This window comes from Bradyrhizobium hereditatis (assembly GCF_020329435.1).
In the GTDB taxonomy this organism is placed as follows: Bacteria; Pseudomonadota; Alphaproteobacteria; order Rhizobiales; family Xanthobacteraceae; genus Bradyrhizobium; species Bradyrhizobium hereditatis.
Genome location: NZ_JAGKJK010000030.1, coordinates 1 through 25,875, shown reverse-complemented (window position 1 = coordinate 25,875; position 25,875 = coordinate 1). Strand labels below are relative to the sequence as shown.

Here is a 25,875-nt window from a genome sequence, read left to right as displayed (position 1 = left end):
AACCGGTTCGCGTGAAGAAAACGCGTCAAACAAAAGAGAAGCGTTTTCGAGCGAAGCGAGTACCCTTCGCGTGAAGAAAACGCATCAAACAAACGAGAAGCGGGATGTGTCTGCTCTGCGACGATGAAAAGGCCTATCAGGCCTACATGAACTATCTCGACGCGATGGAGCGGCAGGGCAAGGCCGCCGATCCCGACAAGGCTGTCGATGCCGTGCTCGATCAGCTCGAGGCCGCCGACAAGGCGCGCGCCAACGATCCCGCCAACGACAAGACGCTTTCTCCGTTCTTTTGCAGCCCGATCAATAAATGACTGACCTGACATCGATGACGATCGCGGAGGCTAGAGCTGGCCTCGCGAACAAGTCTTTCACCTCGCTTGAACTGACGGATGCGCATCTCGCCGCGATGGAAGCGGCGCGCTCGCTCAATGCATTCGTGCTGGAAACGCCTGATAAGGCTCGGGCCATGGCGCGCGCGGTGGATGCGAAGATTGCCAAGGGCGAAGGCGGACCGCTCGCCGGCATCCCGCTCGGCATCAAGGATCTGTTCGCGACGAAGGATGTGCGCACCACGGCGTGCTCAAAGATCCTCGGCAACTTCATTCCTCCTTACGAATCCACCGTGACCTCGCAGCTCTGGCGCGACGGCGCGGTGATGCTCGGCAAGCTCAACAACGATGAATTCGCGATGGGCTCGTCGAACGAGACCTCGTGCTTCGGCCCGGTGGCCAATCCATGGCGGCGCGAAGGCTCCAACACCACGCTGGTGCCGGGTGGCTCGTCCGGCGGATCGGCGTCCGCCGTGGCGGCATTACTCTGCATGGGCGCGACCGCGACCGATACCGGCGGCTCGATCCGCCAACCCGCCGCCTTCACTGCGACCGTCGGCGTCAAGCCGACCTACGGCCGCTGCTCGCGCTGGGGTATCGTCGCATTCGCGTCCTCCCTCGACCAGGCGGGTCCGATTGCGCGCTCGGTGCGCGATTCCGCGATCCTGATGCGCTCGATGGCCGGCCACGATCCAAAGGACACAACGTCAGTCGATATCGGCGTGCCCGACTACGAAGCCGCGATCGGCAAGTCCGTGAAGGGCATGAAGATCGGCATCCCCAAGGAGTACCGCCTCGACGGCATGCCGGCGGAGATCGAAAAGCTCTGGACCGAAGGCGCGGCGTGGCTGAAGGCCGCCGGCGCCGAGCTGGTCGAGGTGTCGCTGCCGCACACCAAATACGCGCTGCCGGCCTATTACATCGTGGCACCGGCGGAAGCCTCGTCCAACCTCGCGCGCTACGACGGCGTGCGTTACGGCCTGCGCGTGCCCGGCCGCTCGATCGGCGAATTGTACGAGAACACCCGCGCCGAAGGCTTTGGCGACGAAGTGCGCCGCCGCGTCATGATCGGCACCTATGTACTGTCAGCCGGCTATTACGACGCCTATTATCTGCGCGCGCAAAAAGTCCGCACGCTGATCAAGAAGGATTTTGAGGACTGCTTCGCCAAAGGTGTCAACGCGATCCTGACGCCGGCGACGCCGTCGGCCGCCTTCGGTGTCGGCGAGAAGGGCGGCGCCGATCCGGTCGAGATGTATCTCAACGACATCTTCACGGTGACGGTGAACATGGCGGGCCTGCCCGGCATCGCCGTGCCTGCCGGCAAGGACGCGCAGGGCCTGCCGCTTGGTCTGCAACTGATCGGTCGCCCGTTCGACGAAGAGACGCTGTTCTCCCTCGGCGAGATCCTGGAGCAGGCGGCCGGCCGCTTCACGCCGCCGCGCTGGTGGTAGCGATGGCAGATTTTCGCGCCAGCCTTACGGATGCCGCGCCCGCACCGGGCCTGGAGCCGCCGCTGGCTGCATTGTGGTGGGCGGCGAAGGGCGACTGGGATCGGGCGCACAAGATCGTGCAGGATGAAAGCAGTGCCGATGCCGCCTGGGTGCACGCCTACCTGCATCGCGTCGAGGGCGATCTCGGCAATGCCGGCTACTGGTACAGGCAGGCAGGCCAGCCGGTAGCGAAGGATTCTCTGGAAGCCGAATGGGAGCGGATCGTGTCCGCGCTGCTCGGGGGTGGAAAAGCATGAACGCGTCAGTCAGACAGGGAAAACTGATCAAGGGCCAGACCGGCGACTGGGAAGTCGTGATCGGGATGGAGGTGCACGCCCAAGTCACCTCGAAATCAAAGCTGTTCTCCGGTGCCTCCACCGCGTTCGGCGGCGAGCCCAACACTCATGTCTCGCTGGTTGATGCCGCGATGCCGGGCATGCTGCCCGTGATCAACGAAGAATGCGTCAGGCAGGCTGTCCGGACCGGTCTTGGCCTCAACGCAAAGATCAATCTGCGTTCGGTGTTCGACCGCAAGAACTACTTCTATCCGGACTCGCCGCAGGGCTATCAGATCAGCCAGTACAAGTCGCCGATCGTCGGCGAGGGCGAGGTCATCGTCGAGCTCGAGGGCGGCAAGACCGCCGCGATCGGCATCGAGCGGCTGCATCTGGAGCAGGATGCGGCAAAGTTGCTGCACGACCAGTCGCCGTCGATGTCGTTTGTCGATCTCAACCGCTGCGGCGTGGCGTTGATGGAGATTGTCTCGAAACCGGACATCCGCGATTCCGAGCAGGCCAAGGCCTATGTGACCAAGCTGCGCTCGATCCTGCGCTATCTCGGCACCTGCGACGGCGACATGGAGAAGGGCAACCTGCGCGCCGACATCAACGTGTCCGTGCGCAAGCCGGGTGGTCCGCTCGGCACCCGCTGCGAAATCAAGAACATGAACTCGATCAACTTCATCGGCCAGGCGATCGAGTACGAGGCACGGCGCCAGATCGAGATCATCGAGGATGGCGGGCAGATCGAGCAGGAGACGCGCCTGTTCGACCCCAACAAGGGCGAGACGCGCTCGATGCGCTTCAAGGAGGAGGCGCACGACTACCGGTATTTCCCCGATCCCGACCTGCTGCCGCTGGAATTCAGCCAGGCCTACGTCGACGACCTCAGGGCGCATCTGCCGGAGCTGCCGGACCAGAAGAAAGCGCGCTTCATCGCCGACTTTGCCCTGTCCCCTTACGATGCCGGCGTACTGGTCGCCGAGCGCGAGAGCGCCGACTTCTACGAAACCGTGCTGGCGAAGCTTTCCGACAAGAAGCGCGACGGCAAGATGGCGGCGAACTGGGTGATCAACGAGCTGTTCGGCCGCCTTAACAAAGAGGGCCATGGAATTGCGGACTCGCCGGTGTCGGCGGCGCAGCTTGCGGCGATCGTCAGCCTGATCGGCGAGGGCACGATCTCCGGCAAGATCGCCAAGGATCTGTTCGAGATCGTCTGGACCGAAGGCGGCGACCCGCGCGAGCTGGTGGAAAGCCGCGGCATGAAGCAGGTTACCGATCTCGGCGCGATCGAGAAGGTGGTCGACGACATCATCGCCGCCAATCCGGACAAGGTCGCGCAGGCGAAGGCCAAGCCGCAGCTCGCCGGCTGGTTTGTCGGCCAGGTGATGAAGCAGTCCGGCGGCAAGGCCAACCCACAAGCCGTGAACGAGCTCTTGAAGGCGAAGCTCGGCATCTGAATCGTCTCGTAACGGGACGCTCGCAGCGTCTGATGACATCGAGATCGATGCGCGCGTGTGCACATCGATCGTCCATCGCGATCCAAAATTTCACCATGGCGACTGCAAGCGTGCGTCCGAATCGGCGGTCGCGATTCGTCCGGAAAGTTCGTTTTGACGCGCCTCGGCGAGACTCCAGCGCCGTGACCATGAAAATTTTTTTGTTGCCAAACTTCGCGACTCAGAGTCCGTGCACACGGCTTTTTCGCGGCATTACTGAGTCGCTACGACACTGATCGTGCATCGATCATCATCGTCGTGAATTCAAAAAAGCGCTGCAGTAAAGGCGATTCCTGCAATATTGACGAACGCCGACGCGTCTTGTTGCGCCACTTTTTGCGTCAAGGCGCGAGCATGTTGTGAAGTCGCCGACGTCGTCGCTTCGCGCGCTCTCGTCTTGCTGCGTCAACACTTCCTTAAGCGGGACGCTGTTTTTTTGAATGTGTTGGTGTATTCGGGATGTCGTGCATCTCGATTCCCGAATGCACGCAGCAGACTAAAGCCATCTCACTACATTGGAGGGCAACATGGCCAAGAAAGCTAAGAAGGCAAAGAAGGCGAAGAGCGCAGTGAAGAAGACTGCGAAGAAGACCCGCAAGGTCGCCAAGAAGAAGAAGTAAGTTCGCTTCTTTGAGAATTGCCGGCGTCTTGATGCCGGCACGTCACACGAGCCCCGGATGAACGTCTGAAGGCTCTGTCGACGAAAGAGGGTGTCGGCGAGACATCAGGTCAACGGTTGGACCACTTTGCGAAGGAGTTCGCTTCGTCAAAAACGGTCCGGCAGAAGAAACAGGTTTTCTTCGTTCGGTGCGGATATCCTTAACTATCCGCAATTTCACCGGGCCAAGGCCCGGCACGAAATCTGGTCCTGACGTGTTCGCCGACGCCCTCGTTCCCAGGGGCGTACTCGTCCCCGGAACGCCCGCCTTCGCCGGAGCGCTCCGATAGCCCACGCACCCGGCGTCCGGCGCTAAATCTCTCCCACACACATTCTGACCGATTGTTCGCAGGCTCCGATTGCTTCGGTTCCGCCTCTACGCCACGCCTGTCATCGCCTGTCGGTCGGATGCGGGACGCCATGAACTCGCGGGAGGCTGCCCGCCATCGGGTCATCCGCCAGAACCTGTCATCGCGCCCCGCATCGTGCCGCTGCGGAGAGGAACGATGATGATGCCGACATTGCCGCAATGGTTATCGAACCGCGAAATCGCAGGGTAAACCAAACTTCACGATCGCGACTTCTGCCTGCGCCGCAGGCACTTCTGCGATTTAGCCGAAAGCTGCGCGACGCGCGCGTTTACACCCCGTTCATCGCGAACCTTAAACTGCCCTTCAAATTTGATCGGCCATGATCGCCTCAACAACAGACCGAAAGACGGCGTTGGGGAAGACAGCGTTTCAACAGTGGACAGGGGCCGCGCTCGGGGGAGGGCGGCAAGAATAAGGGGAGCTAAGATGTTTCAGGGGCAGATTGATCTCGACACGGCCATTCCGGTGGAGGCGACGGCGATCCCGGACGTGCTGTTCGAGCGCGGCCTTTACTGGGCGAGCGGCCGTTCCGGCGTGGTGAACCTGGTCGCGGCCCACAAATGGTTCAATCTCGCCGCGCTGAAGGGGCGCACCGATGCGATCGCCATGCGCCGCGAGGTCGCCGCGATGATGTCGGAGGCCGAAATCGCCACCGCCCAGCGCGAGGCGCGTGCGTGGATGACCGCGCATTAAAGGCCGAAAGCAGCCGGCGTCAGGCCGGCGGCTCTCCGTTGGCAAGTCAGCAATTCTTGGCCTTCTTACCGCTCCCGCAGGGACACGGATCGTTACGTCCGACGCGGCGCCAGGGATGCCTGACAGGCTCTTTCGGGATGAAATCGATCCAAGGGGCTTCCTCGCCGTCCTCGTCGAAGACGTCTTCGGCGCCGCGCGTCCAAGCCAGCGGCACGAGTACATCCTCGACGTAACCGAGGTTGTCTTGTCGACAAGCGGCAGCAGCTCGCGCAGGCCCAGCAGGGCGATCGAATAGGGCGTCGACATCGTCATCGAACACGCCAGTGACAATATCGGCCAGGCTTTCAATGACGGTAGCCCCGACGAGATCGTCGACGTCGGGGAGCTGCCGATGTCTCGGGCTGGGTGTGTTGGGGCTGGGTGTCTTTGGGGGCTGGGTAATGTGGGATGGCGGAGCCGGAGGGATTCGAACCCTCGATAGGCCTTTACAAGCCTATAACGGTTTAGCAAACCGCCGCCTTCAGCCACTCGGCCACAGCTCCGTAAGCGCGGATATGCCTGACGCGAGGGCCAGCCGCAAGCGGCAGATTCAGATTACGCCGAGGCCATTTGAGGGCGCTGCCGTTTCGCGCATATTTCCTACGCGGCCCGCGTCCCGCGGCGCGCGTTTTTGGGCGCTTCTTCCGGGCTTTTTGTGGTACCGAGATCTCATGTGGTCGGCACCGACCGGCTGGAATGCCGGTTTGGTCCCTGTTGGGCCTCGGCGGGGCGGTGAGGCGCCCGCTTCAGCCTTAATAATTGTTCCGAATTGCCTCCGTCTTGCGTTCCCGGCCGTCCGCGACGCCCGATTAGCTGCGTCGAGTGTCTCTATGCTGCGTCGAGTGTCTCTATAGTGTCTCTATGCTGCGTCGAGTGTCTCTATAATGTGTGCGTGATGGCGTGGTCAGAAATCATCAATAGAAACAATGATTTGCAAAATGTTCCGATCGCAAGCGCGGATTATTTGTACAACACCGTTTGGAACCGGGTGAATTAACGCCCTCGAAGCGGTTGCTTTGTTGCTTGTGCATAAGTCCCGATAATTGTGATCAGGCGACGAGGGGCATCCCGAGGTGGGCCGGCGGAACCGTTGAGGTGTGGCGTCGCCCGGCCGCGACGCGGCGGCAGCGCTATGTAGATCCGTACTGCCGCTATTCGATGCTCGAGCCACGATGCAGGTCGGCTTCGATCTGGAGCTTCGTGCCGCCGCCGAATCGCGCGCGATAGACCTGCATGTTCTCCATGATCCGCTGCACGTAGTTGCGCGTTTCGGAGAACGGGATGAGTTCGACCCAATCGACAGCGTCGACCTTGGGATCGCGCGGATCGCCGTAACGCTCGATCCACTTCTTCACGCTGCCGCGGCCTGCATTGTAGCCGGCGAAGGTCAGGATGTAGGAGCCGCGGTAGTCCTCGAGCAGCCCGCCGAGCTCGGCCGCGCCAAGCATGGCATTGTAGACGGAGTCGGTCTTCATCCGCTGAAGGTCGAAGCTGACGCCCGCGCGCTTGCAGACGTAGCGCCCGGCCTCCGGCGTCACCTGCATCAGCCCATAGGCCTGGGCCGGCGAGACCACGGCCGGATTGAAGGCGCTTTCCTGCCGCGCAATCGAATAGATAACGCTCCGCTCGACCTCAGGGCCGAGCTGCTTGAACGACGGAATGCCGATGACGGGATAGGCGTAGTGCTCGAACGGCAGGCCGCGGTTGAGCGCAGCCTTGCCGAGCAACAGCATCCCGCGGGCATCGTTGTAGCGTGCCGTGAGTTCACCGAGGCCGGCCACCGCATCGGGATCGCCGTTCTCGCCCATGTCGGCGAAAATCGGGATCGCGAGCTCGCGCTCATCGAGCTCATAGAGCAACTGCACGGCGCGGACGATCTCCAGCCGTTCGGCTCCGCGGCCCCGCGGCACGCCGTTCAGTTCGAGCTGCGGCAGGCCGAGCTTGGCGCGCGCGAGCTGGCCGTAGTAACTGGTCGATTGCTCGGCTGCCCGGCCGTAAGCCGCACGGGCTTCCTGCGCGCGGCCCGCAGCTTCCGCCGCGCGGCCTTGCCAATAGCCGGCGCGTGCCAGTGCGGTCGGGTTTGCGCTGCCGACGCCGATGCGGGCGAAGTGCTGGGCGGCGAGGGCCGGATCCTTCAGGAAGCGCAGCGCAATCCAGCCTGCGGTAAATTCCTGTTCGGTCTTGTAGATGTCGCGCGTCGGCAGCGCCGCATCCCGCGCGATGAGGTAGGCGTTGCGATACTCGCCGACATCAATCATCTTGCGCGCCAGGAGCCGCCGCTCGATCCACCATTCGTTGAGATTGTGCAGGCGATTCGGATCTTTCGGCGCGCTCAGCATGAGCTGTGCGGCCTCGTTGAACTTCTCTTCGCGGCGAAGCAGCTGAATCCTTGCGAAGAGATAGCCGGTTTCGCCGTGCAATTCGTGTGGCACCGCCTCAAGCAGGGATCTGAGGTTTGAGGCCTTCTTGTTGGCCGCGATCCGCGCTTTGGCGAGCGCCACATGGCCTGAGCCCAGCCGCTTCGCAGCGCGCATGCCGCCGGCTTCTTGCTCAGTGCTGTAAAGCAGCGATTCCATCCGCGCCTTATGGTCGCCTGCCGTCAGCAGCGCGCCGAACATGTCGAGCGCCGCGCTCTCGGTATCTTCCGACATGCCGTCGTGACGCCAGGCCTCACGGACCAATCGCTCGGCATTGGCGCGATCGCCGCGCGCAAGCATCGCCTTGGCCAGCGCGAACTTACCCTTGGCCGAGATGGGGGATTGATTTTCGAACCACGACCACACGGTTGCGTCGTCGCGGCGGTCGTCCCACAGGGCCGCCTCGATGCGTCGACGCATGAAAATCTGTGACGGCCAGCTCGGATTACCTGAAATGAACGCGCGGTAACGCTCAACGGAGGCGTTGTTGTTGTCACTGCGCAGGATCAGCCATTCCGCGAGCTTGCGGGCAACCGGATCCGAGATCGATGCTTGCACCTGCGTTGCATCGCCAGCCTTCTGCTTGCGCACGAGCTCAATGACGTTTTCCAGCGCGTCCTTGTCGGCCTGCGATGTCGAAGTCGTCGCGGCCACAGCAGCCGGCGCCACTTGCTTGCGCGGCGGCGGCAGCGCGGCATGCTGGCGTGTGGCGGGCGCGAGCACCGGCGGCGCCGGTGCTGCCGTCGGTGTGGGAACGGCGGCCGTCGAAGCAGGGGCAGCCGGCGCGGCAGTTTGTGCCGGGGACTTCGGGATAACGTTGCGGGCGATCGGCCGAGGCTTCGGCAGCGGAACTTTTGTCTTGCCCCAAGCTTCCAAGGGGAATGCGGCCAGTCCGAGCGCCAGCGCGAAGCTCGTGGCCAGTGCAGTCGATCGCAATGCGGCGGCGCGGGCGGGAGGGGTCACGGCTTTCCTCTGCGGCGGCGAATCATTCAATCGCGGGGGGCTTTGATCTATTTCTCGGAATATGTGGACAAAGTGCTAAGAACGTCGTGGGCGACCCTGTTTGCGCCATCACCGCGGCAAAATCGCGGCTATCGACACTGCGAGCAAGGCAGACCCTCGGCCCACGCCAAGAAAGCACGTCGAAACAAAGCGCTAGCACCATACGGTACAGCCCTTTCGCCCGCTCATCAGACCCTATATGAATTGAAATCCAGTTTCGGTCGTGCCGTTTCTTAAGCGTTTGGAGGAAGTCCATGGCAGCCAAGACAAAGTTCCGGGGATCGTTCACCGCTTTGGTCACGCCATTCAAAAACGGCTCGCTCGACGAGGGCGCTTTCCGTGCCTTGGTGAACTGGCAGATCGCCGAAGGCACCCATGGCCTGGTGCCGGTCGGTACTACCGGCGAAAGTCCGACCTTGAGCCATGACGAGCACAAGCGCGTGGTCGAATGGTGCATCGAGGAGGCCAAGGGCCGCGTGCCCGTGATCGCCGGTGCAGGCTCGAACTCCACCAAGGAAGCGATCGAGTTGTCGCAACACGCCGAGAAGGCGGGCGCCGACGCCGTGCTGGTGGTCACGCCCTATTACAACAAGCCCACCCAAGAGGGCATGTATCAGCACTTCAAGGCGATCAACGACGCCATCAACATCCCGATCATCATCTATAATATTCCGCCGCGCTCGGTGATCGACATGTCCGTCGATACCATGAAGCGGCTGTGGGAGTTGAAGAACATCGCCGGCGTCAAGGACGCCACCGCCAGCATGGTACGTGTCTCACAGCAGCGCGCGGCGATGGGCGAGGAGTTCAACCAGCTCTCCGGCGAGGACGCCACCGTCATCGGCTACATGGCCCACGGCGGCCATGGCTGTATCTCGGTCACATCAAACGTCGCGCCAAGGCTGTGCTCGGAGTTTCACGCTGCCTGGCAGAAGGGCGATGTCGCCACCGCTTTGAAGGTGCATGACAAGCTGATGCCGCTCCATATGAACTTGTTCATGGAAACCAGTCCGTCGCCGGTGAAATATGCGCTCTCGCTGCTTGGCAAGATCGATGAGAAGCTACGGCTGCCGATGGTACCGGTGTCCGAGCCGACGCGGGCTGCGGTGCGCAGCGCCATGGTGCATGCCGGCCTGATCAACTAAAGGCGGCACCTCACTTCGCCTGGAGAACGAAGAGGAGAGGCCAACATGCTGAAGGAATTCCGCGAATTCGCAATGAAGGGCAATGTCGTCGATCTCGCGGTCGGCGTCATCATCGGCGCGGCCTTCGGCGCCATCGTGAATTCGCTGGTCGGCGACGTGATCATGCCGATCATTGGCGCGATCACTGGCGGTCTGGATTTCTCCAACTACTTTACACCGCTGTCCAAGGCGGTGACGGCCAACAATTTAGCGGACGCCAAGAAGCAAGGCGCGGTACTGGCTTGGGGCAGCTTTCTCACGCTGACGCTGAATTTTGTCATCATCGCCTTTGTGTTGTTCATCGTGATCCGGATCATGAACCAGTTGAAGCGCAAGGAAGAGGCCGCGCCAGCGACGCCGAAATTGACCAAGCAGGAAGAACTGCTGACCGAGATCCGCGATCTCCTGAAGAAGAGCTAGTAAGAAGAACTAACGTGGCGGACAAGAACGAGTGCCCCATCAAGGTCGTCGCCGAAAACCGCAAGGCCCGGTTCAATTACGCGATCGACGACACCATCGAGGCCGGCATTGCGCTGACCGGCACCGAAGTGAAGTCGATCCGCAACGGCAAGACCAACATTGCGGAATCCTACGCGGATTCCAAGAACGGCGAGATCTGGCTGATCAACGCCAATATTCCGGAATATCTCCAGGCCAACCGCTTCAACCACGAGCCGAAGCGACCGCGGAAGCTGCTCTTGCACCGCAAGCAGATCAACAGGCTGATGGGCGCCGTCGATCGCGAAGGCATGACGTTGATCCCGCTAAAGCTCTATTTCAACGAGCGCGGCCGCGCCAAGCTCTTGCTGGCGATCGCCAAGGGCAAGAAGCTGCACGACAAGCGCGAGAGCGCCAAGAAACGCGACTGGAGCCGCGAAAAAGGCCGCCTGATGCGGGCGAGAGGATAGAAATCGTAGGATGGGTCGCGCGCAGCGAAACCCATCGAAGCGGAATTTGTGGTTGCCTTGCTGATGGGTATCGCTTCGCTCCACCCATCCTACGGCACCGGGGTTTGACGAGGCAGAAGATGAACCAAAAAAATCTGCTCGAAGTCGACTGGAGCAAGATCCCCGCGCCGGCGGACGATGGCGGAGCGGTGCATCTGGTCGGCATGGCGATCCCGCCGGTCACGCTGCTTGCCACCGACGATACTTCGGTGACTCTATCAGAGCTTCCCGGCCGTACCGTGGTCTTCGCCTATCCGCGCACGGGAGAGCCCGGCAAGATCAGCCTGGTCGACGATTGGGATATGATTCCCGGCGCACGCGGCTGCACGCCGCAAACTTGCTCGTTCCGCGATCTCTTTGCCGATCTGAAAGCCGCCGGCGCGAAGCAGGTGTTTGGCTTATCGACGCAGGATAATGCCTATCAGACCGAGATGGCCTCACGGTTGCATTTGCCGTTCCCGGTGCTGTCAGACGAGAAGCTCAAGCTGACCCGCGCGCTGAATTTGCCGACCATGGAAGTCGCCGGGCTTACGCTGATCAAGCGGCTGGCGCTGATCATCGATGACGGCCGCATCCGCCACGTGTTCTATCCAGTATTCCCGCCCGACCGTAATGCCGCAGATGTGCTGGCGTGGCTGCGAGAGAATCGCGCTTAAGTGTAAGTGGGCAAAGCGCAGCGTGCCCACCGGTTGTTTGCGGCGATTCTGATGGTGGGCACGCTGGCGCTTTGCCCCACCCTACAGCTCCTTTCAGAGACCTCATCCTGAGGAGCCGCGCAGCGGCGTCTCGAAGGATGAATGGCACCTGCGGGGCCTCATGGTTCGAGACGGCGCTGTGCGCCTCCTCACCATGAGGGTTTAGGGCTACAACGAATCCAGATCCTTGCGCACGGCCGCAAACACATCACGAAACATCTTTGGCGTTAGCACGCCGGTGTTCGTGTTGTAGCGCGAGCAGTGGTAGCTGTCGTAGAGCTTGATTTTGCCCGTCTTGTGCACGGCCCCGTGCGCAAAGGGGGCGGTGGCACCGCGGAGGCCGAGCGCCTTCAGGGTCGAGTCATGCGCGATCCGGCCGAGCAGCACGATCGCGCGCAGTTTTGGCATGGTCGCAATTGTCGTCGCCAGGAATTGCCGGCAAGTGCTGATCTCGGCGGGTAGCGGCTTGTTCTGCGGCGGCACGCAGCGCACCGCATTGCTGATCCGGCAATCGATGAGTTTCAGTCCATCATCCGGCCGCGCCTGATAGACGCCCTTCGCGAAACCATATTCGAGCAAGGTCGCGTACAGGAGATCGCCGGCATAGTCGCCGGTGAACGGGCGTCCGGTCCGGTTGGCGCCCTGCAGGCCCGGCGCCAGGCCGACGATCAAGAGTTGCGCGGTCGCTTCGCCAAATGAAGCAACGGGCGAGTTGTGCCAAGTAGGCTCCTTCGCGCGCGCCTCGGCGCGAAATTCGGCGAGCCTCGGGCAGAGCGGACAGTTGCGGTCGGGTTCGGCAGAAGTGAGGGCGGGCAGGCTAGTCATGTGTCGAAAACACTTCCGGAAGACAGCCTGGCGCGGATCGGGTGCAAATGCCGGCCTCGTCAACAATGCGCGCCAAAACAAAAAGCCCCGGTTCTGGTTTCAGAACCGAGGCTCTAGCAGCGTACTGGCCCATTCTCAATCGTCGAATTCGTCGTCCCCGCCGCGCGGCGCCACCGTGGTAGCGCGCTGCAGGAATTGCGGAGAATGATGGCGCGGCTCGCGCGGGGCCGGGCGCTCGGAGGGATCGCGGCCCAATTTTGACTGCAGTTCGACGAGATCGGTAAAGACATCGGCCTGGCGGCGCAGCTCGTCGGCGATCATCGGCGGTTGACTCGAAATGGTCGAAACGACCGTAACGCGAACGCCTCGGCGTTGCACTGCTTCAACCAGCGAGCGGAAGTCGCCGTCGCCCGAGAACAGCACCATCTGGTCGATATGCTCGGCGAGTTCCATGGCATCGACGGCGAGTTCGATGTCCATGTTGCCCTTCACCTTGCGGCGGCCGGAAGCGTCGATGAACTCCTTGGTTGCCTTGGTGACGACGGTGTAGCCGTTGTAGTCGAGCCAGTCGATCAGCGGGCGGATCGACGAGTATTCCTGATCCTCAATGATCGCCGTGTAGTAGAACGCACGCAACAGCGTCCCTCGGCTCTGAAATTCCTTGAGAAGGCGCTTGTAATCGATGTCGAAGCCGAGCGTCTTGGCCGTTGCGTATAGGTTGGCGCCATCAATGAATAGCGCAATCTTGTTGGAAGCTGGTGACATCAATCGGTTCTCACGTTGTGGTTAGCTTTTCTAGCGCAGCGGCTAACGCCGCGCGCACTTTCCAGTTCGGTTGCCTAAAGTTCGGTGAATCGTGCCCCACGACAGTCACCACTGCAATTATGGTGAGGCGAGGGCGAAAAACCTATACTTTTGACAGTGCAATGAAGAGATTTGCTTGTCCTGTACAGCAACCTTGCCGCGTCTGGACGCTCCGGCCCGCGTGGCCCCCGGAACTGGCGTATCAGAGCCCCTTGGGAACGCAAATCACAAGTTTGGGCTTGCGAAACCCCCATCGGGGCTATAACTAGCGCCCATATCAGACATATTTGGCCCCATTAACGGAGCGACAGTCTATGGCGCGCGTCACCGTGGAAGATTGCATTGATAAGGTCGACAACCGATTCGACCTGGTGCTGCTGGCGGCGCATCGCGCCCGCATGATCTCGTCCGGGTCACAACTCACGGTTGATCGCGACAACGACAAGAATCCAGTCGTTTCGCTGCGGGAGATCGCCGAGTCCACGATTTCCCCGGAAGACCTCCGCGAGGAGCTGGTGCATTCCCTGCAGAAATTCGTCGAGGTCGACGAGCCAGAGCCCGATACCGTGCCGCTGATCGGCTCGGCCGGCGCCAGCGTCGATGCCGACGACACCGAGGTGGCGGTCGAGCGCATGACCGAGGAAGAGCTCCTCAAGGGCCTGGAAGGCCTGGCGCCGCCGGAAGAGCAGCCCGAAGAGGACGAATAGTCCGGAACGTTCCGGAACTTCCCAAAACTCCCGATTTGCCAGAGGCCCGGACATCCGTCCGGGCCTTTGCTTTTGTTGACATTTTGGTGGTTACAATGCGTCCTTGTGCGGCGCGGTCGACATCGGCTGACACGCAGGGCCGATTGGACGCTGGACGGCCGCCGGCCCAAGCGAAATTGAACCGTTTGCGGCCCGGGCGGCGTGCATCGCCGTTCGAAAACGCATTAGATACGTAGATGGCGGGACCCGGCTCCGGGTCTGGTGGAAGAAGGCAGTGAAGTGATGGCGTACTGGCGCCGCAGCTCCCGGCAGATGCAGGCCGCAACCGGCGGGGTCGCGGTCGCGCCGGCCTCGCCCGTGGCCGAGAGGCCGAAATCGCCGCGCTCGCGCATGATGCGGCAATACGACCTGGTCGAACGCGTCCGCTCGTATAACCCTGATACCAACGAAGACCTGCTCAACCGGGCCTATGTCTACGCCATGAAGGCGCACGGAACGCAGACGCGCGCCTCCGGTGATCCCTATTTCTCGCACCCGCTCGAGGTTGCGGCGATCCTGACCAACCTCAAGCTGGACGACGCCACCATTGTCGCCGCGCTGCTGCACGACACGATCGAGGATACCGAGGCGACGCGGGCCGAGATCGACAACATTTTCGGCCACGAGATCGGCGCGCTGGTGGAGGGCCTCACCAAGCTGAAGCGCCTCGAGTTGGTCTCGCGCGAGGCCAAGCAGGCCGAGAACCTGCGCAAGCTCTTGCTGGCGATCGCCGATGACGTCAGGGTGCTCCTGATCAAGCTCGCCGACCGTCTGCACAACATGCGCACGCTGGAATTCGTGCCGCACGCCTCGCGCCGCCGCATCGCCGAGGAGACCCTGGACATCTATGCGCCGCTCGCCGGTCGCATGGGTATGCACGAGATGCGCGAGGAACTGGACGATCTGTCCTTCCGCGTGCTCGATCCCGAAGCCTACGCGGTGGTGAAGCAGCGGCTCGACGCGCTTGCCGACCGCAACCGCAACCTGATTGGCGAGATTGAAAGCCAGCTTTCCAAGAACCTGCAGAAGAACGGCATCACCGCGCGCGTCTATGGCCGCCGCAAGCAGCCGTTCTCGATCTGGACCAAGATGGAGCGGAAGTCGGTCGGCTTCGAGCAATTGTCCGACATCTACGGCTTTCGCATCATCCTGACCGATGTCGAGGCCTGTTACCGCGCGCTCGGCGTCGTGCACACCACTTGGCCGGTGGTGCCCGGACGCTTCAAGGATTACATCTCGACGCCGAAGCAGAATGACTACCGCTCGCTGCACACCACCGTGATCGGCCCCGGCAACCAGCGCGTCGAGCTGCAGATCCGCACCGAGGAGATGAACCAGATCGCCGAGTTCGGCATCGCCGCGCACGCCTTCTACAAGGACGGCATGGGTTCGCCGACCGAGCGGCTCAAGCACGAATCCAACGCCTTTGCCTGGCTGCGTCATACCATCAACATTCTCTCCGAGAGCGCCAATCCGGAGGAGTTTCTGGAACACACCAAGCTGGAACTGTTCCACGACCAGGTGTTCTGCTTCACGCCGAAGGGCAAGCTGATTGCGCTGCCGCGCCAGGCCAATGTGATCGACTTCGCCTATGCCGTGCATACCGACGTCGGCAATTCGGCGGTCGGCTGCAAGATCAACGGCAAGTTCGCGCCGTTGTCGTCCGAGCTGCAGAATGGCGACGAGGTCGAGGTCCTGACCTCGAAGGCGCAATCTGCGCCGCCGTCTGCCTGGGAATCGCTCGCGGTCACCGGCAAGGCTCGCGCGGCGATCCGGCGCGCGACCCGCGCTGCGGTGCGCGATCAATATGCGGGCCTCGGCCGCCGCATCGTCGACCGCCTGTTTGCCCGCGCCAAGATCGAATATGCCGACGACAAGCTGAAGGGCGCGCTGCCGCGGCTGGCGCGCGCCTCGATCGAGGATGTGATGGCTTCCGTCGGGCGTGGTGAGCTGAAGGCCTCCGACGTCGCCCGCGCCATGTATCCGGACTACAAGGAAGAGCGACTCGTGAAGTATGGGGCTGCCAAGAAGAGCCTCGCGGTGAAATTGAAGCTGAAGTCGGAGCCGCATCCGGCGCGCTCTACCTCCGTCATTCCGGTGCGCGGCATCAATTCCGATCTGCCGGTGAAGTTCGCGCCGAACGGCGGCGCCGTGCCGGGCGACCGCATCGTCGGTATCGTCACGCCGGGCGAGGGGATCACGATCTATCCGATCCAGTCTCCGGCCTTGAAGGATTTCGAGGAGGAGCCGGAGCGCTGGCTCGACGTGCGCTGGGATATCGACGAATCCATGCCGCAGCGTTTCCCGGCGCGCATCCTCGTCCACAACGTCAACGAGCCCGGCAGCCTTGCCCAGGTCGCGACCGTGATCGCCGAGCACGACGGCAATATCGACAATATCAGTATGTCGCGCCGCTCGCCCGATTTCACCGAGCTGACCATCGACCTCGAGGTCTACGACCTCAAGCATCTCAGTGCAATTATCGCCCAGTTGCGCGCCAAGGCCGTCGTCGCCAAGGTCGAGCGCGTCAATGGATAACCGGTATCGTCATTGCCGGGCAAAAGCGCGAAGCGCGTCCCTTGCACCAAACGACCCGGCAATCCATCCTTCTCATGGATGCGCAGGTCACGCCCGCGCATGACATCTGTGCTATTCTCGGCCCGCAAGCCAGTTTGTGAGACCATTATGCCCGTTCCCCCGCTGCGTCTCGGCGTCAATGTCGACCACGTCGCCACCTTGCGCAATGCGCGGGGCGGCGAGCGGCCGGATCCGGTGCGCGCCGCGCTCGCCGCGATCGAGGCGGGCGCCGACGGCATCACTGCGCATCTGCGTGAGGACCGCCGCCACATCCGCGACAGCGACATGGCCCGCCTGAAGGCCGAGATATCTAAGCCGCTGAATTTCGAGATGGCCGCAACCGATGACATGCTGCGGATCTCGCTGGCGACCAAGCCCCATGCGGTGTGCCTCGTGCCGGAGCGCCGCGAAGAACTCACTACCGAAGGCGGGCTCGACGTCGTCGGCCAGCACAACGCGCTGGCGCCGTTCATCGCGCGGCTCAACGATGCCGGCATCAGGGTGTCACTGTTCATCGCGGCCGACCCCCGCCAGATCGAGATGGCGGCGAAGCTGCGCGCCCCCGTCATCGAGATCCACACTGGAAGCTGGTGCGACGCCGTGGTCGACGGACATGCCGCGAAGGCCGAGGCGGAATGGCAGCGGATCGTGAAGGGCGCCGCCTTGGGGCGCGCCGCCGGGCTGGAGGTCCATGCCGGCCACGGGCTCGACTATCAGACGGCCGAGACGATTTCCGCGCTGCCGGAAATCGCCGAACTCAACATCGGCTACTTCATGATGGGAGAGGCGCTGTTCGTCGGCCTGCCCGAGACCGTGCGGCAGATGCGCGCCGCGATGGACCGCGGCCGCCAAAAAATCGCGAGCCAGCCATGATCATCGGCATCGGCTCCGACCTGGTCGACATCACCCGGGTCGCCAAGGTGATCGAACGGCACGGCGACCGCTTTCTCGACCGCATCTTCACCGACGCCGAGCGCGCCAAGGCCGCGCGCCGCGCCAACAGCGAAAAGATGGTGGTGGCCACCTATGCCAAGCGATTCGCCGCCAAGGAGGCCTGTTCCAAGGCGCTCGGCACCGGGATCCGGCGAGGGGTGTGGTGGCGGGACATGGGGGTGGTGAACCTGCCGGGGGGCCGTCCGACCATGAAACTCACCGGCGGGGCGCTGGCCCGGCTGGAAGCGATGACGCCGGAGGGGTTCGAGGCGCGGATCGATCTGTCGATCACCGACGACTGGCCGCTGGCGCAGGCCTTCGTCATAATTTCGGCGGTCGCTCCCGGCAAACCGTGAGCTGCGCAGGCGTTTGCGCCGGGAAACGCGGGCAAAACTAAAAATCATTGATTTTTCAATGGATTATGAAGTTTTGACAAGGCGCTTGATTGCGCGCCCACGAACAACCGTCTAAAACGCCCGCGAGCGATATGTTCGAGCCAGGGCCGATTCTGGTTTGCGCCGGAATTGGCCCTCAACATCAGGTATCGAGACCGTTTTCCTAACGCGAACGTTTAAGGCGATTCGCGTGTGGAAAGCGTACTGCCACCGTGCGGGCGGGGCTTGCGGGAATTGGGAAAGCGATGAGCGTGACATCCGGCACAAAATCTGAAAGCGGATTGGGTGAAACCATCCGCGTCGTCATCCACGCTCTCCTGATCGCGCTTGTGATCCGCACTTTCCTGTTCCAGCCGTTCAACATCCCCTCGGGATCGATGAAGGCGACGCTGCTGGTCGGCGATTACCTGTTCGTCTCGAAATATTCCTACGGCTACAGCCACTATTCGATTCCGCTGTCGCCGCCCTTGTTCTCGGGCCGTATCTTCGGCTCGGAGCCGAACCGGGGCGACATCGTGGTGTTCCGCCTGCCGAAGGACGACTCCACCGATTACATCAAGCGCGTGATCGGCTTGCCGGGCGACCGCATCCAGATGCGGGAAGGCCTGCTCTACATCAACGACAAGCCGGTCAAGCGCGAGCGGCTTTCCGACTTCATCGGCGAGGACCCCTGCGGCTCGGACGCCACCGCGCGCGTCAAGCGCTGGAAGGAGACGCTGCCGAACGGCGTCAGCTATGAAACGCTCGATTGCGTCGACAACGGTTTCTACGACAACACCAACGTCTATACCGTGCCCCCCGGCCACTTTTTCATGATGGGCGACAACCGCGACAATTCGACGGACAGCCGCGTACTGTCGGCGGTGGGCTACGTGCCGTTCGAGAATATCGTCGGTCGGGCGCAGATGATCTTCTTCTCGATTGCCGAGGGCGAACATGCCTGGATGTTCTGGCGCTGGCCGACGGCGGTGCGCTGGAATCGCCTATTCTCTATCGTGCGATGACCGACGAGACCGCGATCATTCCTGATACGGCGACCCCAAACGAGGCGGGCCAGCAGACTGATGCGGCCGCGGCTGCCCCGAAAAAGAAGAAGCGCGGCAAGGCGGCAGCCAAGGCGGCCACGGCTGCGATCGAGGGGCGCATCGGCTACACCTTTTCCGATCCCGCGTTGCTGACGACCGCCTTTACCCACGTCTCGGCATTGAAGCCCGCGACCCGCCATCGCGCCGACAGCTATCAGCGCCTCGAGTTTCTCGGCGACCACGTGCTCGGGCTGATCATCTCCGACATGCTGTACCGCGCCTATCCGCGGGCCGACGAGGGCGAGTTGTCGAAACGGCTGGCCGATCTCGTACGCAAGGAAAGCTGCGCCGATGTCGCCAAGTCGCTCGGGCTGCTCGATGACATCAAGCTCGGCGCGGTCGGCGCAGGGGCGAGCGCGCGCCTGCGCAAATCCGTGCTCGGCGATATCTGCGAGGCGGTGATCGGGGCGATCTATCTCGACGGCGGCTACGCGGCGGCCTCCCAGTTCGTCGAGCGCAACTGGCTGGAGCGGATGCGCAAGCCGCGCCGGCCACTGCGCGATCCCAAGACGGTGTTGCAGGAATGGGCCCAGAGCAAGGGCTTGCCGACGCCGGTCTATCGCGAGATCGAGCGCACCGGGCCGCATCACGACCCGCAGTTCCGCGTTGCCGTCGAGTTGCCGGGGCTGGCGCCCGCCGAAGGCGTCGGCGGCTCCAAGCGCGCCGCCGAGAAGGTCGCCGCCTCCGTGATGATCGAGCGTGAAGGCGTCGCCGGCGGCAGCAATGATAGTTGAAGGTTCACCCGCTGCCGCGCCGGCCGAAACCCGCTGCGGCTTCGTCGCGCTGATCGGCGCGCCCAATGTCGGCAAATCCACGCTCGTCAACGCGCTGGTCGGCTCCAAGGTCACTATCGTCTCACGCAAGGTGCAGACGACCCGCGCGCTGATCCGCGGTATCGTGATCGAGGATAACGCCCAGATCATTCTGGTTGATACGCCCGGCATCTTCTCACCGAAGCGGCGGCTTGACCGCGCCATGGTGTCCACCGCCTGGAGCGGCGCCCATGACGCCGACCTTGTCTGCGTGCTGCTCGACGCCAAGGCCGGGATCGACGAAGAAGCCGAGGCGATTCTCTCCAAGCTTGCGACGGTCACGCACCCGAAAATGCTGGTGCTGAACAAGATCGACCTGGTCCCGCGCGAAAAGCTGTTGGCGCTGGCACAGGCCGCCAACGAACGGATGAAGTTCGAGCACACCTTCATGATCTCGGCGCTGTCGGGCGACGGCGTCGACGACCTGCGCAAGACGTTGGCGAAGAGCGTGCCGCCGGGGCCGTTTCATTATCCGGAGGACCAGATGTCGGATGCGCCGCTGCGGCATCTGGCGGCGGAAATCACCCGGGAGAAGATCTATCGCCAGCTCCACCAGGAACTGCCGTACCAGTCGACCGTTGAGACCGACACCTGGACCGAGCGCAAGGACAAATCGGTGCGGATCGAGCAAACGATCTTTGTCGAGCGCGAAAGCCAGCGCAAGATCGTGCTCGGCAAGGGCGGCGCCACCATCAAGTCGATTGGCGCGGAATCGCGCAAGGAGATCGCGGAGATTTTGGGCGTGCCCGTGCATCTGTTTTTGTTCGTCAAGGTGCGCGAGAACTGGGGCGACGACCCCGACCGCTACAGGGAAATGGGGCTGGAATTTCCCAAGGAATGATTGAAGACAGTTATTGCGAGCCAAGCGAAGCAATCCCTAGACCAGTAAACGCCGAAACATTGTTTGCTTCATCGCTTCGCTTCCTTGCGCAAACGCTCTGCGGTCGCAGGCAATGACGGTGGAACGCACCCATGATGACGCAACAACAAGCACGCCCGTTGAACGTACCTCGCAATGTGGTGTGGTTTGAAGTCCTGCTGTATCTGTCATTGACGCTGGATGCGGTGTCGGTGGCGTTTCAGGACCGCACGCCCACCGCGAAGATGACGGAGCAGATGATCAATACCGGAACCTTGATGGCCGCCGGACTGATCCTGCTGCTGGTCTACCTCGTTCGGCTTGCCGCCGAGGGCCGCAAGAACTGGCCGCGCTGGGTGCTGGCGGCGCTGCTGGTGCTGTCAGTGATCTCGCTCGTGCAGATCATCGGCGAGAAGGGCCTGGCATTCGACAGCGGCATCGAGGTGATTTCCTGCGCGCTGACTGCGATCGGGCTGTACCTCTCCTTCACCGGCGACGCGGTAGGGTGGTTCAAGGAATAGGATTGCGTAGGGCGGGTTAGCGAAGCGTAACCCGCCGCGTGAACCGAGCCGTGAACTGGCGGATTACGCTTCCGCTAATCCGCCCTACGGCTGATAGCGGAATTCCTGTAAACTCCGCCCATGGAATGGACCGACGAAGGTATCGTGCTGGGTGTGCGGCGGCATGGCGAATCCTCTGCCATCGTCGAGCTGCTCACGCGCGAGCACGGCCGTCATCTCGGACTGGTGCGCGGCGGGGCCTCGTCGCGGATGCGGCCGCTGCTGCAGCCCGGCAACAACGTCACCGCGGTATGGCGGGCGCGGCTCGACGAGCACCTCGGCACCTACCAGATCGAAGGCACGCGGCTGCGTGCGGCGACGCTGCTCGCGTCCTCCCATGCCGTCTACGGCGTCACCCATCTGGCCTCGCTGGCGCGGCTGTTGCCGGAGCGCGATCCGCACGAGGACATCTATGAAATGCTCGAGCGGACGCTCGACGACTTTGACGATCCCGGCGGCGCGGCGGCCCATCTCATCCGGTTCGAGCTCGCGATGCTCGCCGAGCTTGGCTTCGGTCTCGATCTGGAAAACTGCGCCGCCACCGGCGAGACCACGGACCTGATCTACGTCTCGCCGAAATCCGGCGGCGCGGTATCGCGGCGGGCCGGCGAGCCCTACCGCGACCGGCTGCTGCGGCTGCCGCAATTCCTGCGCGAAGGCGAGGGCGGGGCGAACAGCTGGTCGGACCAGGACCTGCAGGACGGTTTCCGGCTGACCGGCCTCTTCCTGCTCCGCCATGTGCTGGAACCGCGCGGGCAGGGCCATTCCGACGCGCGGGGCGGGTTTATCAATGCGGTGACACGGCAGCGGGCGCGAATCAGCTCTGCTGGCTAAGCCTGTCGCCCCTGCGCACGCAGGGACCTATACTCTGCGGTCGATCGATCAAAGCTGTGGCGCCAGCCATTTTTCGCCACAAAGGCTTGTGGTTATGGTCCCCTGCGTTCGCAGGGGCGGACCGGCCCCATTCGCTTCTTGCCCGATTCACCACAAAAGTTTAACGCCTCCCCATGGGAAAACGACAGCTACCGCCGGAAGAGCCGGCCGAAATCCATGAGGTGATGCTGCGCGATGCGCTGGAAGAGCGCTATCTCGCCTACGCCCTCTCGACCATCATGCACCGCGCTCTGCCGGACGCCCGCGACGGGCTGAAGCCGGTGCACCGGCGCATTCTCTACGGCATGCGCCTGCTCCGGCTCGACCCCGGCTCGGCGTTCAAGAAGTCGGCCAAGATCGTCGGCGACGTGATGGGCTCGTTCCATCCGCATGGCGACCAGGCGATCTACGACGCGATGGTGCGTCTCGCCCAGGACTTTGCCTCGCGCTACCCGCTGGTCGACGGCCAGGGCAATTTCGGCAATATCGACGGCGATAACCCGGCCGCCTACCGCTACACCGAAGCCCGCATGACCGAGGTCGCGCGGCTCTTGCTTGAAGGCATCGACGAGGACGGCGTCGAGTTCCGCCCCAATTACGATGGCCAGAGCAAGGAGCCGGTGGTTCTGCCCGGCGGCTTCCCGAACCTGCTCGCCAACGGCGCACAGGGCATTGCGGTCGGCATGGCAACCTCGATCCCGCCGCACAACGCCGCCGAACTCTGCGACGCCGCGCTGCACCTGATCGACAAGCCCGAGGCGAAATCCAAGTCGCTTCTGAGATGGGTCAAGGGTCCGGATTTCCCGACCGGCGGCATCGTCGTCGATTCCAAGGAAGCCATCGCGGAAGCCTACACCACCGGGCGCGGCTCGTTCCGCACCCGCGCCAAGTGGGTCCAGGAAGAGGGCGCCCGCGGCACCTGGGTCGTCGTCATCACCGAGATTCCGTGGCTGGTGCAGAAGTCGCGGCTGGTCGAAAAGATCGCCGAGCTTCTGAACGAGAAGAAGCTGCCGCTGGTCGGCGACGTCAGGGACGAGTCGGCAGAAGACATTCGCCTCGTGATCGAGCCGAAATCCCGCACGGTCGATCCGGCGCTGATGATGGAATCCTTGTTCCGGCTCACCGAGCTCGAAAGCAAGATTTCGCTTAACCTCAACGTGCTGGTGAAGGGCAAGATCCCCAAGGTGGTGGGGCTAGCGGAATGTTTGCGCGAATGGCTCGACCATCTGCGCGACGTGCTGGTGCGGCGTTCGAACTACCGCAAGACCCAGATCGAGAACCGCCTCGAAATCCTCGGCGGCTACCTGATCGCCTATCTGAACATCGACAAGGTGATCAAGATCATCCGTACCGAGGACGAGCCGAAGCCGGCGCTGATCAAGGCGTTCAAGCTCACGGAAGTCCAGGCTGACGCCATCCTCAACATGCGGCTGCGTAGCTTGCGCAAGCTGGAAGAGTTCGAAATCCGCACCGAGGACAAGAACCTCCGCAACGAGTTGAAGGGCATCAAGTCGCTGCTCGCCTCGGAAGCCGAGCAATGGTCCAAGGTCGGCGAGCAGGTCCGCAAGGTGCGCGACATCTTCGGGCCGAAGACGCCGCTCGGCAAACGCCGCACGCAATTCGCCGACGCGCCCGAGCATGATCTTGCTGCGATCGAGGAAGCCTTTGTCGAGCGCGAGCCGGTGACGGTCGTGATCTCCGAAAAGGGCTGGGTGCGTACGCTGAAGGGCCACGTCGAAGATATCTCGGGCCTGGCCTTCAAGACCGACGACAAGCTCGACCACGCCTTCTTTGCCGAGACCACGTCAAAGCTGCTGCTGTTCGCGACCAACGGCAAGTTCTACTCGCTCGACGTCGCCAAGCTGCCGGGCGGCCGCGGCCATGGCGAGCCGATCCGCATGTACATCGATCTCGAGCAGGACGCGGCCATCGTCTCGCTGTTCGTCAACAAGGGCGAGCGCAAATTCCTGATCGCGAGCAGCGAAGGGCAGGGCTTTATCGTCAAGGAAGAGGATTGCGTCAGCAATACGCGCAAGGGCAAGCAGGTGCTTAACGTCACCATGCCGGCGGAAGCCTGCGCGATTGCGACGGTGCAGGGCGACACCGTGGCCGCGATCGGCACCAACCACAAGATGGTGCTGTTCCCGCTCGAGCAGGTGCCGGAAATGGCGCGCGGCCGCGGCGTGCGCTTGCAGAAATACACCAGCGCCAAACTCTCAGACGTCGCAGTGTTCGAGTTCAAGGAAGGCCTGACCTGGAAGGATTCTGCCGGCCGCGAGCAGAGCATGAGTGCAAAGGAACTGGCCGACTGGCGCGGCAATCGCGCCGACGCCGGCCGCCTCGCGCATGGCTTGCCGAAATCGAACAAGTTCCTGCGCGGCGTGGAGTAGGCAAGAATGTAGGGTGGGTTAGCGAAGCGTAACCCACCAAGATCTCAATACGCGGCAACGTCTGTCGGTGGGTTACGCTGCGCTAACCCACCCTACGATCACCTGTAATAGTATTCCAAAATCCCCGCGCTATATGAATCGCCGTCGAAATGCATCGAGGCGGAATGGCGCACGATCACCACCATCATACTCACTCCCACGGCCATGATCATTCCCATGGTCATGCCGGCCACCGCCATGCGCCGGACAATTACGGCTGGGCCTTCGCCATCGGCGCCTCGCTCAATACCGGCTTCGTCATTGCCGAACTGATCTTCGGCTACGCCGCGAACTCACTGGCCCTGATTTCCGACGCCGTCCACAATCTCTCCGACGTGATCGCGCTGCTACTGGCATGGGGTGCGGCATGGCTGGCGCAGAAGCAGCCGACCCACCGGCATACTTACGGCTATCGCCGCGCCTCGATCCTGGCGGCGCTGTTCAATGCAGGCCTGCTGCTGGTTGCGGTCGGCGGCATTGTCGTCGAGGCGGTCAATCGGCTCTACAGCCCCGCGCCGGTTGCGGGCTGGACTATCGTGGTGGTCGCAGCCCTCGGCGTCGCCATCAACGGTTTTACCGCGCTGTTGTTCATGCGCGGTCGCCATGGCGATCTCAACATTCGCGGCGCCTATCTGCACATGGCGGCCGATGCCGGCGTCTCGCTCGGCGTGGTCGTGGCCGCACTCATCATCATGGTGACGGGATGGCTGTGGCTTGATCCCGCGATCAGCCTTGTCATTGCGGCGGTGGTATTCTGGAGCGGATGGGGCCTGGCACGCGACAGCGTCAATCTCGCGCTCGACGGTGTGCCGCGTGGCATCGAGCTGGTGGAGGTGAGGGAGTATCTTGCCGGGCTTGAAGGAGTCTCTGAAGTACATGACCTCCACGTCTGGGCCATGAGCACCAACGAGACCGCTTTGACCGCGCATCTGGTGCGGCCCGGCGGCACCGACGACGCCTTCCTGCATCGCGTGTGCGAGGAGCTTTCGTACCGGTTCAATATCCACCATTCCACGCTGCAGATCGAGGTGGGTGGGGAGACGTGCAGGCTGGCGCCGGCGGAACGGGTGTAGTCCCGTAGATGGGGTAACGGGCCCCGAGGCCTCCCAAGCCAGCCGCGCTAGCTACGGCGCAATGTGGTAGCGCGCGTCGCGCGGCTGGCTTGGGAGGCGGTCGTCCCTCACACTGATGGTGTAAACGGAGTCGAGGACGGACCTCGCTCCAAGCATCGAGGAGAGACGACCATGAACCACTATGCCGGAATCGACGTGTCATTGGAATGCTCGAGCGTGTGTGTTGTTGATGCCAACGGCAAGATTTTGCGCGAGGCCAAGGTGGCGAGCGAGCCGGAGGCGCTGATCGCCTGGTTCCG

The 25,875-nt window shown here is 62.7% G+C and carries 24 protein-coding genes, 1 tRNA gene and 1 pseudogene; 21 read left to right on the top strand and 5 right to left on the bottom strand.

Annotated features, from left to right (window positions below):
• Window positions 1-104: 104 nt before the first annotated feature.
• The 5 genes from J6524_RS35620 to J6524_RS35600 all read left to right on the top strand — a co-directional run bounded on the left by J6524_RS35620 (window position 105) and on the right by J6524_RS35600 (window position 5,321).
• Window positions 105-311, top strand: a complete 207-nt coding sequence (locus J6524_RS35620) for a hypothetical protein (protein WP_225678549.1) — start codon at window positions 105-107, stop codon at window positions 309-311.
• Entirely contained in the window at window positions 308-1,783 is a 1,476-nt protein-coding gene (gene gatA / locus J6524_RS35615; RefSeq protein ID WP_225678548.1) for an Asp-tRNA(Asn)/Glu-tRNA(Gln) amidotransferase subunit GatA, read from the top strand. Before J6524_RS35620 ends, gatA begins: the two co-directional genes overlap by 4 nt.
• Before the next feature lie 2 nt (window positions 1,784-1,785).
• Window positions 1,786-2,079 (top strand): hypothetical protein, encoded by a 294-nt coding sequence (locus tag J6524_RS35610; protein ID WP_225678547.1) that lies wholly within the window; start codon window positions 1,786-1,788, stop codon window positions 2,077-2,079.
• Complete coding sequence (gene gatB, locus J6524_RS35605) at window positions 2,076-3,560, top strand: Asp-tRNA(Asn)/Glu-tRNA(Gln) amidotransferase subunit GatB (RefSeq protein WP_225678546.1); 1,485 nt, start codon at window positions 2,076-2,078, stop codon at window positions 3,558-3,560. The genes J6524_RS35610 and gatB overlap by 4 nt, the downstream gene beginning before the upstream one ends.
• A gap of 1,494 nt (window positions 3,561-5,054) precedes the next feature.
• On the top strand, window positions 5,055-5,321 hold the full coding sequence (locus J6524_RS35600) for a hypothetical protein (protein WP_225678545.1): 267 nt from the start codon (window positions 5,055-5,057) through the stop codon (window positions 5,319-5,321).
• A 46-nt stretch (window positions 5,322-5,367) separates the two neighbouring features.
• Here J6524_RS35600 and J6524_RS35595 read toward each other — a convergent pair whose 3' ends face one another.
• The 3 genes from J6524_RS35595 to J6524_RS35585 all read right to left on the bottom strand — a co-directional run bounded on the left by J6524_RS35595 (window position 5,368) and on the right by J6524_RS35585 (window position 8,740).
• Window positions 5,368-5,535 (bottom strand): SEC-C metal-binding domain-containing protein, encoded by a 168-nt coding sequence (locus tag J6524_RS35595; RefSeq protein ID WP_225678544.1) that lies wholly within the window; start codon window positions 5,533-5,535, stop codon window positions 5,368-5,370.
• A 234-nt stretch (window positions 5,536-5,769) separates the two neighbouring features.
• Window positions 5,770-5,863: transfer RNA gene (locus J6524_RS35590), tRNA-Ser, on the bottom strand.
• A 648-nt stretch (window positions 5,864-6,511) separates the two neighbouring features.
• The gene (locus tag J6524_RS35585) at window positions 6,512-8,740 is read right to left on the bottom strand and encodes a lytic transglycosylase domain-containing protein (RefSeq protein ID WP_225678543.1); all 2,229 of its coding nucleotides are present in this window, start codon (window positions 8,738-8,740) and stop codon (window positions 6,512-6,514) included.
• Between the two features lie 293 nt (window positions 8,741-9,033).
• Between J6524_RS35585 and dapA the strand changes: the two genes are divergently transcribed.
• The 4 genes from dapA to J6524_RS35565 all read left to right on the top strand — a co-directional run bounded on the left by dapA (window position 9,034) and on the right by J6524_RS35565 (window position 11,566).
• On the top strand, window positions 9,034-9,924 hold the full coding sequence (dapA, locus tag J6524_RS35580; RefSeq protein WP_225678542.1) for a 4-hydroxy-tetrahydrodipicolinate synthase: 891 nt from the start codon (window positions 9,034-9,036) through the stop codon (window positions 9,922-9,924).
• Window positions 9,925-9,969: 45 nt separating this feature from the next.
• Window positions 9,970-10,383, top strand: coding sequence for a large conductance mechanosensitive channel protein MscL (gene mscL, locus J6524_RS35575; protein ID WP_225678541.1), 414 nt, complete (start codon window positions 9,970-9,972; stop codon window positions 10,381-10,383).
• A gap of 14 nt (window positions 10,384-10,397) precedes the next feature.
• A complete protein-coding gene (gene smpB, locus J6524_RS35570) occupies window positions 10,398-10,871 on the top strand; it encodes an SsrA-binding protein SmpB (protein WP_225678540.1) in 474 nt (157 codons plus the stop codon).
• 119 nt (window positions 10,872-10,990) lie between these two features.
• Window positions 10,991-11,566, top strand: a complete 576-nt coding sequence (locus J6524_RS35565) for a peroxiredoxin (RefSeq protein WP_225678539.1) — start codon at window positions 10,991-10,993, stop codon at window positions 11,564-11,566.
• 207 nt (window positions 11,567-11,773) lie between these two features.
• Here the strand turns inward: J6524_RS35565 and J6524_RS35560 are convergent, their stop codons facing one another.
• Window positions 11,774-12,430 carry a uracil-DNA glycosylase gene (locus J6524_RS35560; protein ID WP_225678538.1) on the bottom strand — a complete coding sequence of 219 codons (657 nt, stop codon included), beginning with the start codon at window positions 12,428-12,430 and terminating at the stop codon, window positions 11,774-11,776.
• 135 nt (window positions 12,431-12,565) lie between these two features.
• Window positions 12,566-13,195, bottom strand: a complete 630-nt coding sequence (locus tag J6524_RS35555; protein ID WP_225678537.1) for a LabA-like NYN domain-containing protein — start codon at window positions 13,193-13,195, stop codon at window positions 12,566-12,568.
• Between the two features lie 353 nt (window positions 13,196-13,548).
• On the opposite strand from J6524_RS35555, the gene rpoZ reads away from it, so the two are divergent.
• The 12 genes and pseudogenes from rpoZ to J6524_RS35495 all read left to right on the top strand — a co-directional run.
• A complete protein-coding gene (gene rpoZ / locus J6524_RS35550; protein WP_225678536.1) occupies window positions 13,549-13,941 on the top strand; it encodes a DNA-directed RNA polymerase subunit omega in 393 nt (130 codons plus the stop codon).
• A 282-nt stretch (window positions 13,942-14,223) separates the two neighbouring features.
• Window positions 14,224-16,518, top strand: a complete 2,295-nt coding sequence (locus tag J6524_RS35545) for a RelA/SpoT family protein (protein ID WP_225678535.1) — start codon at window positions 14,224-14,226, stop codon at window positions 16,516-16,518.
• Window positions 16,519-16,665: 147 nt separating this feature from the next.
• Window positions 16,666-17,430, top strand: coding sequence for a pyridoxine 5'-phosphate synthase (locus tag J6524_RS35540; RefSeq protein ID WP_225678534.1), 765 nt, complete (start codon window positions 16,666-16,668; stop codon window positions 17,428-17,430).
• Window positions 17,427-17,846: a holo-ACP synthase gene (gene acpS / locus J6524_RS35535; RefSeq protein ID WP_225678533.1), complete on the top strand. Its 420-nt coding sequence runs from the start codon at window positions 17,427-17,429 to the stop codon at window positions 17,844-17,846. The genes J6524_RS35540 and acpS overlap by 4 nt, the downstream gene beginning before the upstream one ends.
• Before the next feature lie 284 nt (window positions 17,847-18,130).
• Window positions 18,131-18,889 carry a signal peptidase I gene (gene lepB, locus J6524_RS35530; RefSeq protein WP_225678532.1) on the top strand — a complete coding sequence of 253 codons (759 nt, stop codon included), beginning with the start codon at window positions 18,131-18,133 and terminating at the stop codon, window positions 18,887-18,889.
• Entirely contained in the window at window positions 18,886-19,704 is an 819-nt protein-coding gene (gene rnc / locus J6524_RS35525; protein ID WP_225678531.1) for a ribonuclease III, read from the top strand. Before lepB ends, rnc begins: the two co-directional genes overlap by 4 nt.
• Window positions 19,694-20,623: a GTPase Era gene (gene era / locus J6524_RS35520; protein ID WP_225678530.1), complete on the top strand. Its 930-nt coding sequence runs from the start codon at window positions 19,694-19,696 to the stop codon at window positions 20,621-20,623. The genes rnc and era overlap by 11 nt, the downstream gene beginning before the upstream one ends.
• A 158-nt stretch (window positions 20,624-20,781) precedes the next feature.
• Window positions 20,782-21,162 (top strand): hypothetical protein, encoded by a 381-nt coding sequence (locus J6524_RS35515; RefSeq protein WP_225678569.1) that lies wholly within the window; start codon window positions 20,782-20,784, stop codon window positions 21,160-21,162.
• Between the two features lie 120 nt (window positions 21,163-21,282).
• Window positions 21,283-22,035 (top strand): DNA repair protein RecO, encoded by a 753-nt coding sequence (recO, locus tag J6524_RS35510; protein WP_225678529.1) that lies wholly within the window; start codon window positions 21,283-21,285, stop codon window positions 22,033-22,035.
• Window positions 22,036-22,208: 173 nt separating this feature from the next.
• Window positions 22,209-24,464 carry a DNA topoisomerase IV subunit A gene (gene parC / locus J6524_RS35505; RefSeq protein ID WP_225678528.1) on the top strand — a complete coding sequence of 752 codons (2,256 nt, stop codon included), beginning with the start codon at window positions 22,209-22,211 and terminating at the stop codon, window positions 24,462-24,464.
• A gap of 164 nt (window positions 24,465-24,628) precedes the next feature.
• Complete coding sequence (locus J6524_RS35500) at window positions 24,629-25,576, top strand: cation diffusion facilitator family transporter (protein WP_225678527.1); 948 nt, start codon at window positions 24,629-24,631, stop codon at window positions 25,574-25,576.
• A 171-nt stretch (window positions 25,577-25,747) separates the two neighbouring features.
• Window positions 25,748-25,875 (top strand): annotated as a pseudogene (locus J6524_RS35495) (IS110 family transposase); the annotation flags it as partial.

What these genes read in the sequence shown, in the direction of transcription:
- J6524_RS35620 (WP_225678549.1), top strand. Translation starts at nt 105, where the DNA reads ATGTGTCTGCTCTGCGACGATGAAAAGGCCTATCAGGCCTACATGAAC.
- gatA (WP_225678548.1), top strand. Translation starts at nt 308, where the DNA reads ATGACTGACCTGACATCGATGACGATCGCGGAGGCTAGAGCTGGCCTC.
- J6524_RS35610 (WP_225678547.1), top strand. Translation starts at nt 1,786, where the DNA reads ATGGCAGATTTTCGCGCCAGCCTTACGGATGCCGCGCCCGCACCGGGC.
- gatB (WP_225678546.1), top strand. Translation starts at nt 2,076, where the DNA reads ATGAACGCGTCAGTCAGACAGGGAAAACTGATCAAGGGCCAGACCGGC.
- J6524_RS35600 (WP_225678545.1), top strand. Translation starts at nt 5,055, where the DNA reads ATGTTTCAGGGGCAGATTGATCTCGACACGGCCATTCCGGTGGAGGCG.
- dapA (WP_225678542.1), top strand. Translation starts at nt 9,034, where the DNA reads ATGGCAGCCAAGACAAAGTTCCGGGGATCGTTCACCGCTTTGGTCACG.
- mscL (WP_225678541.1), top strand. Translation starts at nt 9,970, where the DNA reads ATGCTGAAGGAATTCCGCGAATTCGCAATGAAGGGCAATGTCGTCGAT.
- J6524_RS35565 (WP_225678539.1), top strand. Translation starts at nt 10,991, where the DNA reads ATGAACCAAAAAAATCTGCTCGAAGTCGACTGGAGCAAGATCCCCGCG.
- J6524_RS35560 (WP_225678538.1), bottom strand. Translation starts at nt 12,430, where the DNA reads ATGACTAGCCTGCCCGCCCTCACTTCTGCCGAACCCGACCGCAACTGT.
- J6524_RS35555 (WP_225678537.1), bottom strand. Translation starts at nt 13,195, where the DNA reads ATGTCACCAGCTTCCAACAAGATTGCGCTATTCATTGATGGCGCCAAC.
- rpoZ (WP_225678536.1), top strand. Translation starts at nt 13,549, where the DNA reads ATGGCGCGCGTCACCGTGGAAGATTGCATTGATAAGGTCGACAACCGA.
- J6524_RS35545 (WP_225678535.1), top strand. Translation starts at nt 14,224, where the DNA reads ATGGCGTACTGGCGCCGCAGCTCCCGGCAGATGCAGGCCGCAACCGGC.
- J6524_RS35540 (WP_225678534.1), top strand. Translation starts at nt 16,666, where the DNA reads ATGCCCGTTCCCCCGCTGCGTCTCGGCGTCAATGTCGACCACGTCGCC.
- acpS (WP_225678533.1), top strand. Translation starts at nt 17,427, where the DNA reads ATGATCATCGGCATCGGCTCCGACCTGGTCGACATCACCCGGGTCGCC.
- lepB (WP_225678532.1), top strand. Translation starts at nt 18,131, where the DNA reads ATGAGCGTGACATCCGGCACAAAATCTGAAAGCGGATTGGGTGAAACC.
- rnc (WP_225678531.1), top strand. Translation starts at nt 18,886, where the DNA reads ATGACCGACGAGACCGCGATCATTCCTGATACGGCGACCCCAAACGAG.
- era (WP_225678530.1), top strand. Translation starts at nt 19,694, where the DNA reads ATGATAGTTGAAGGTTCACCCGCTGCCGCGCCGGCCGAAACCCGCTGC.
- recO (WP_225678529.1), top strand. Translation starts at nt 21,283, where the DNA reads ATGGAATGGACCGACGAAGGTATCGTGCTGGGTGTGCGGCGGCATGGC.
- parC (WP_225678528.1), top strand. Translation starts at nt 22,209, where the DNA reads ATGGGAAAACGACAGCTACCGCCGGAAGAGCCGGCCGAAATCCATGAG.
- J6524_RS35500 (WP_225678527.1), top strand. Translation starts at nt 24,629, where the DNA reads ATGGCGCACGATCACCACCATCATACTCACTCCCACGGCCATGATCAT.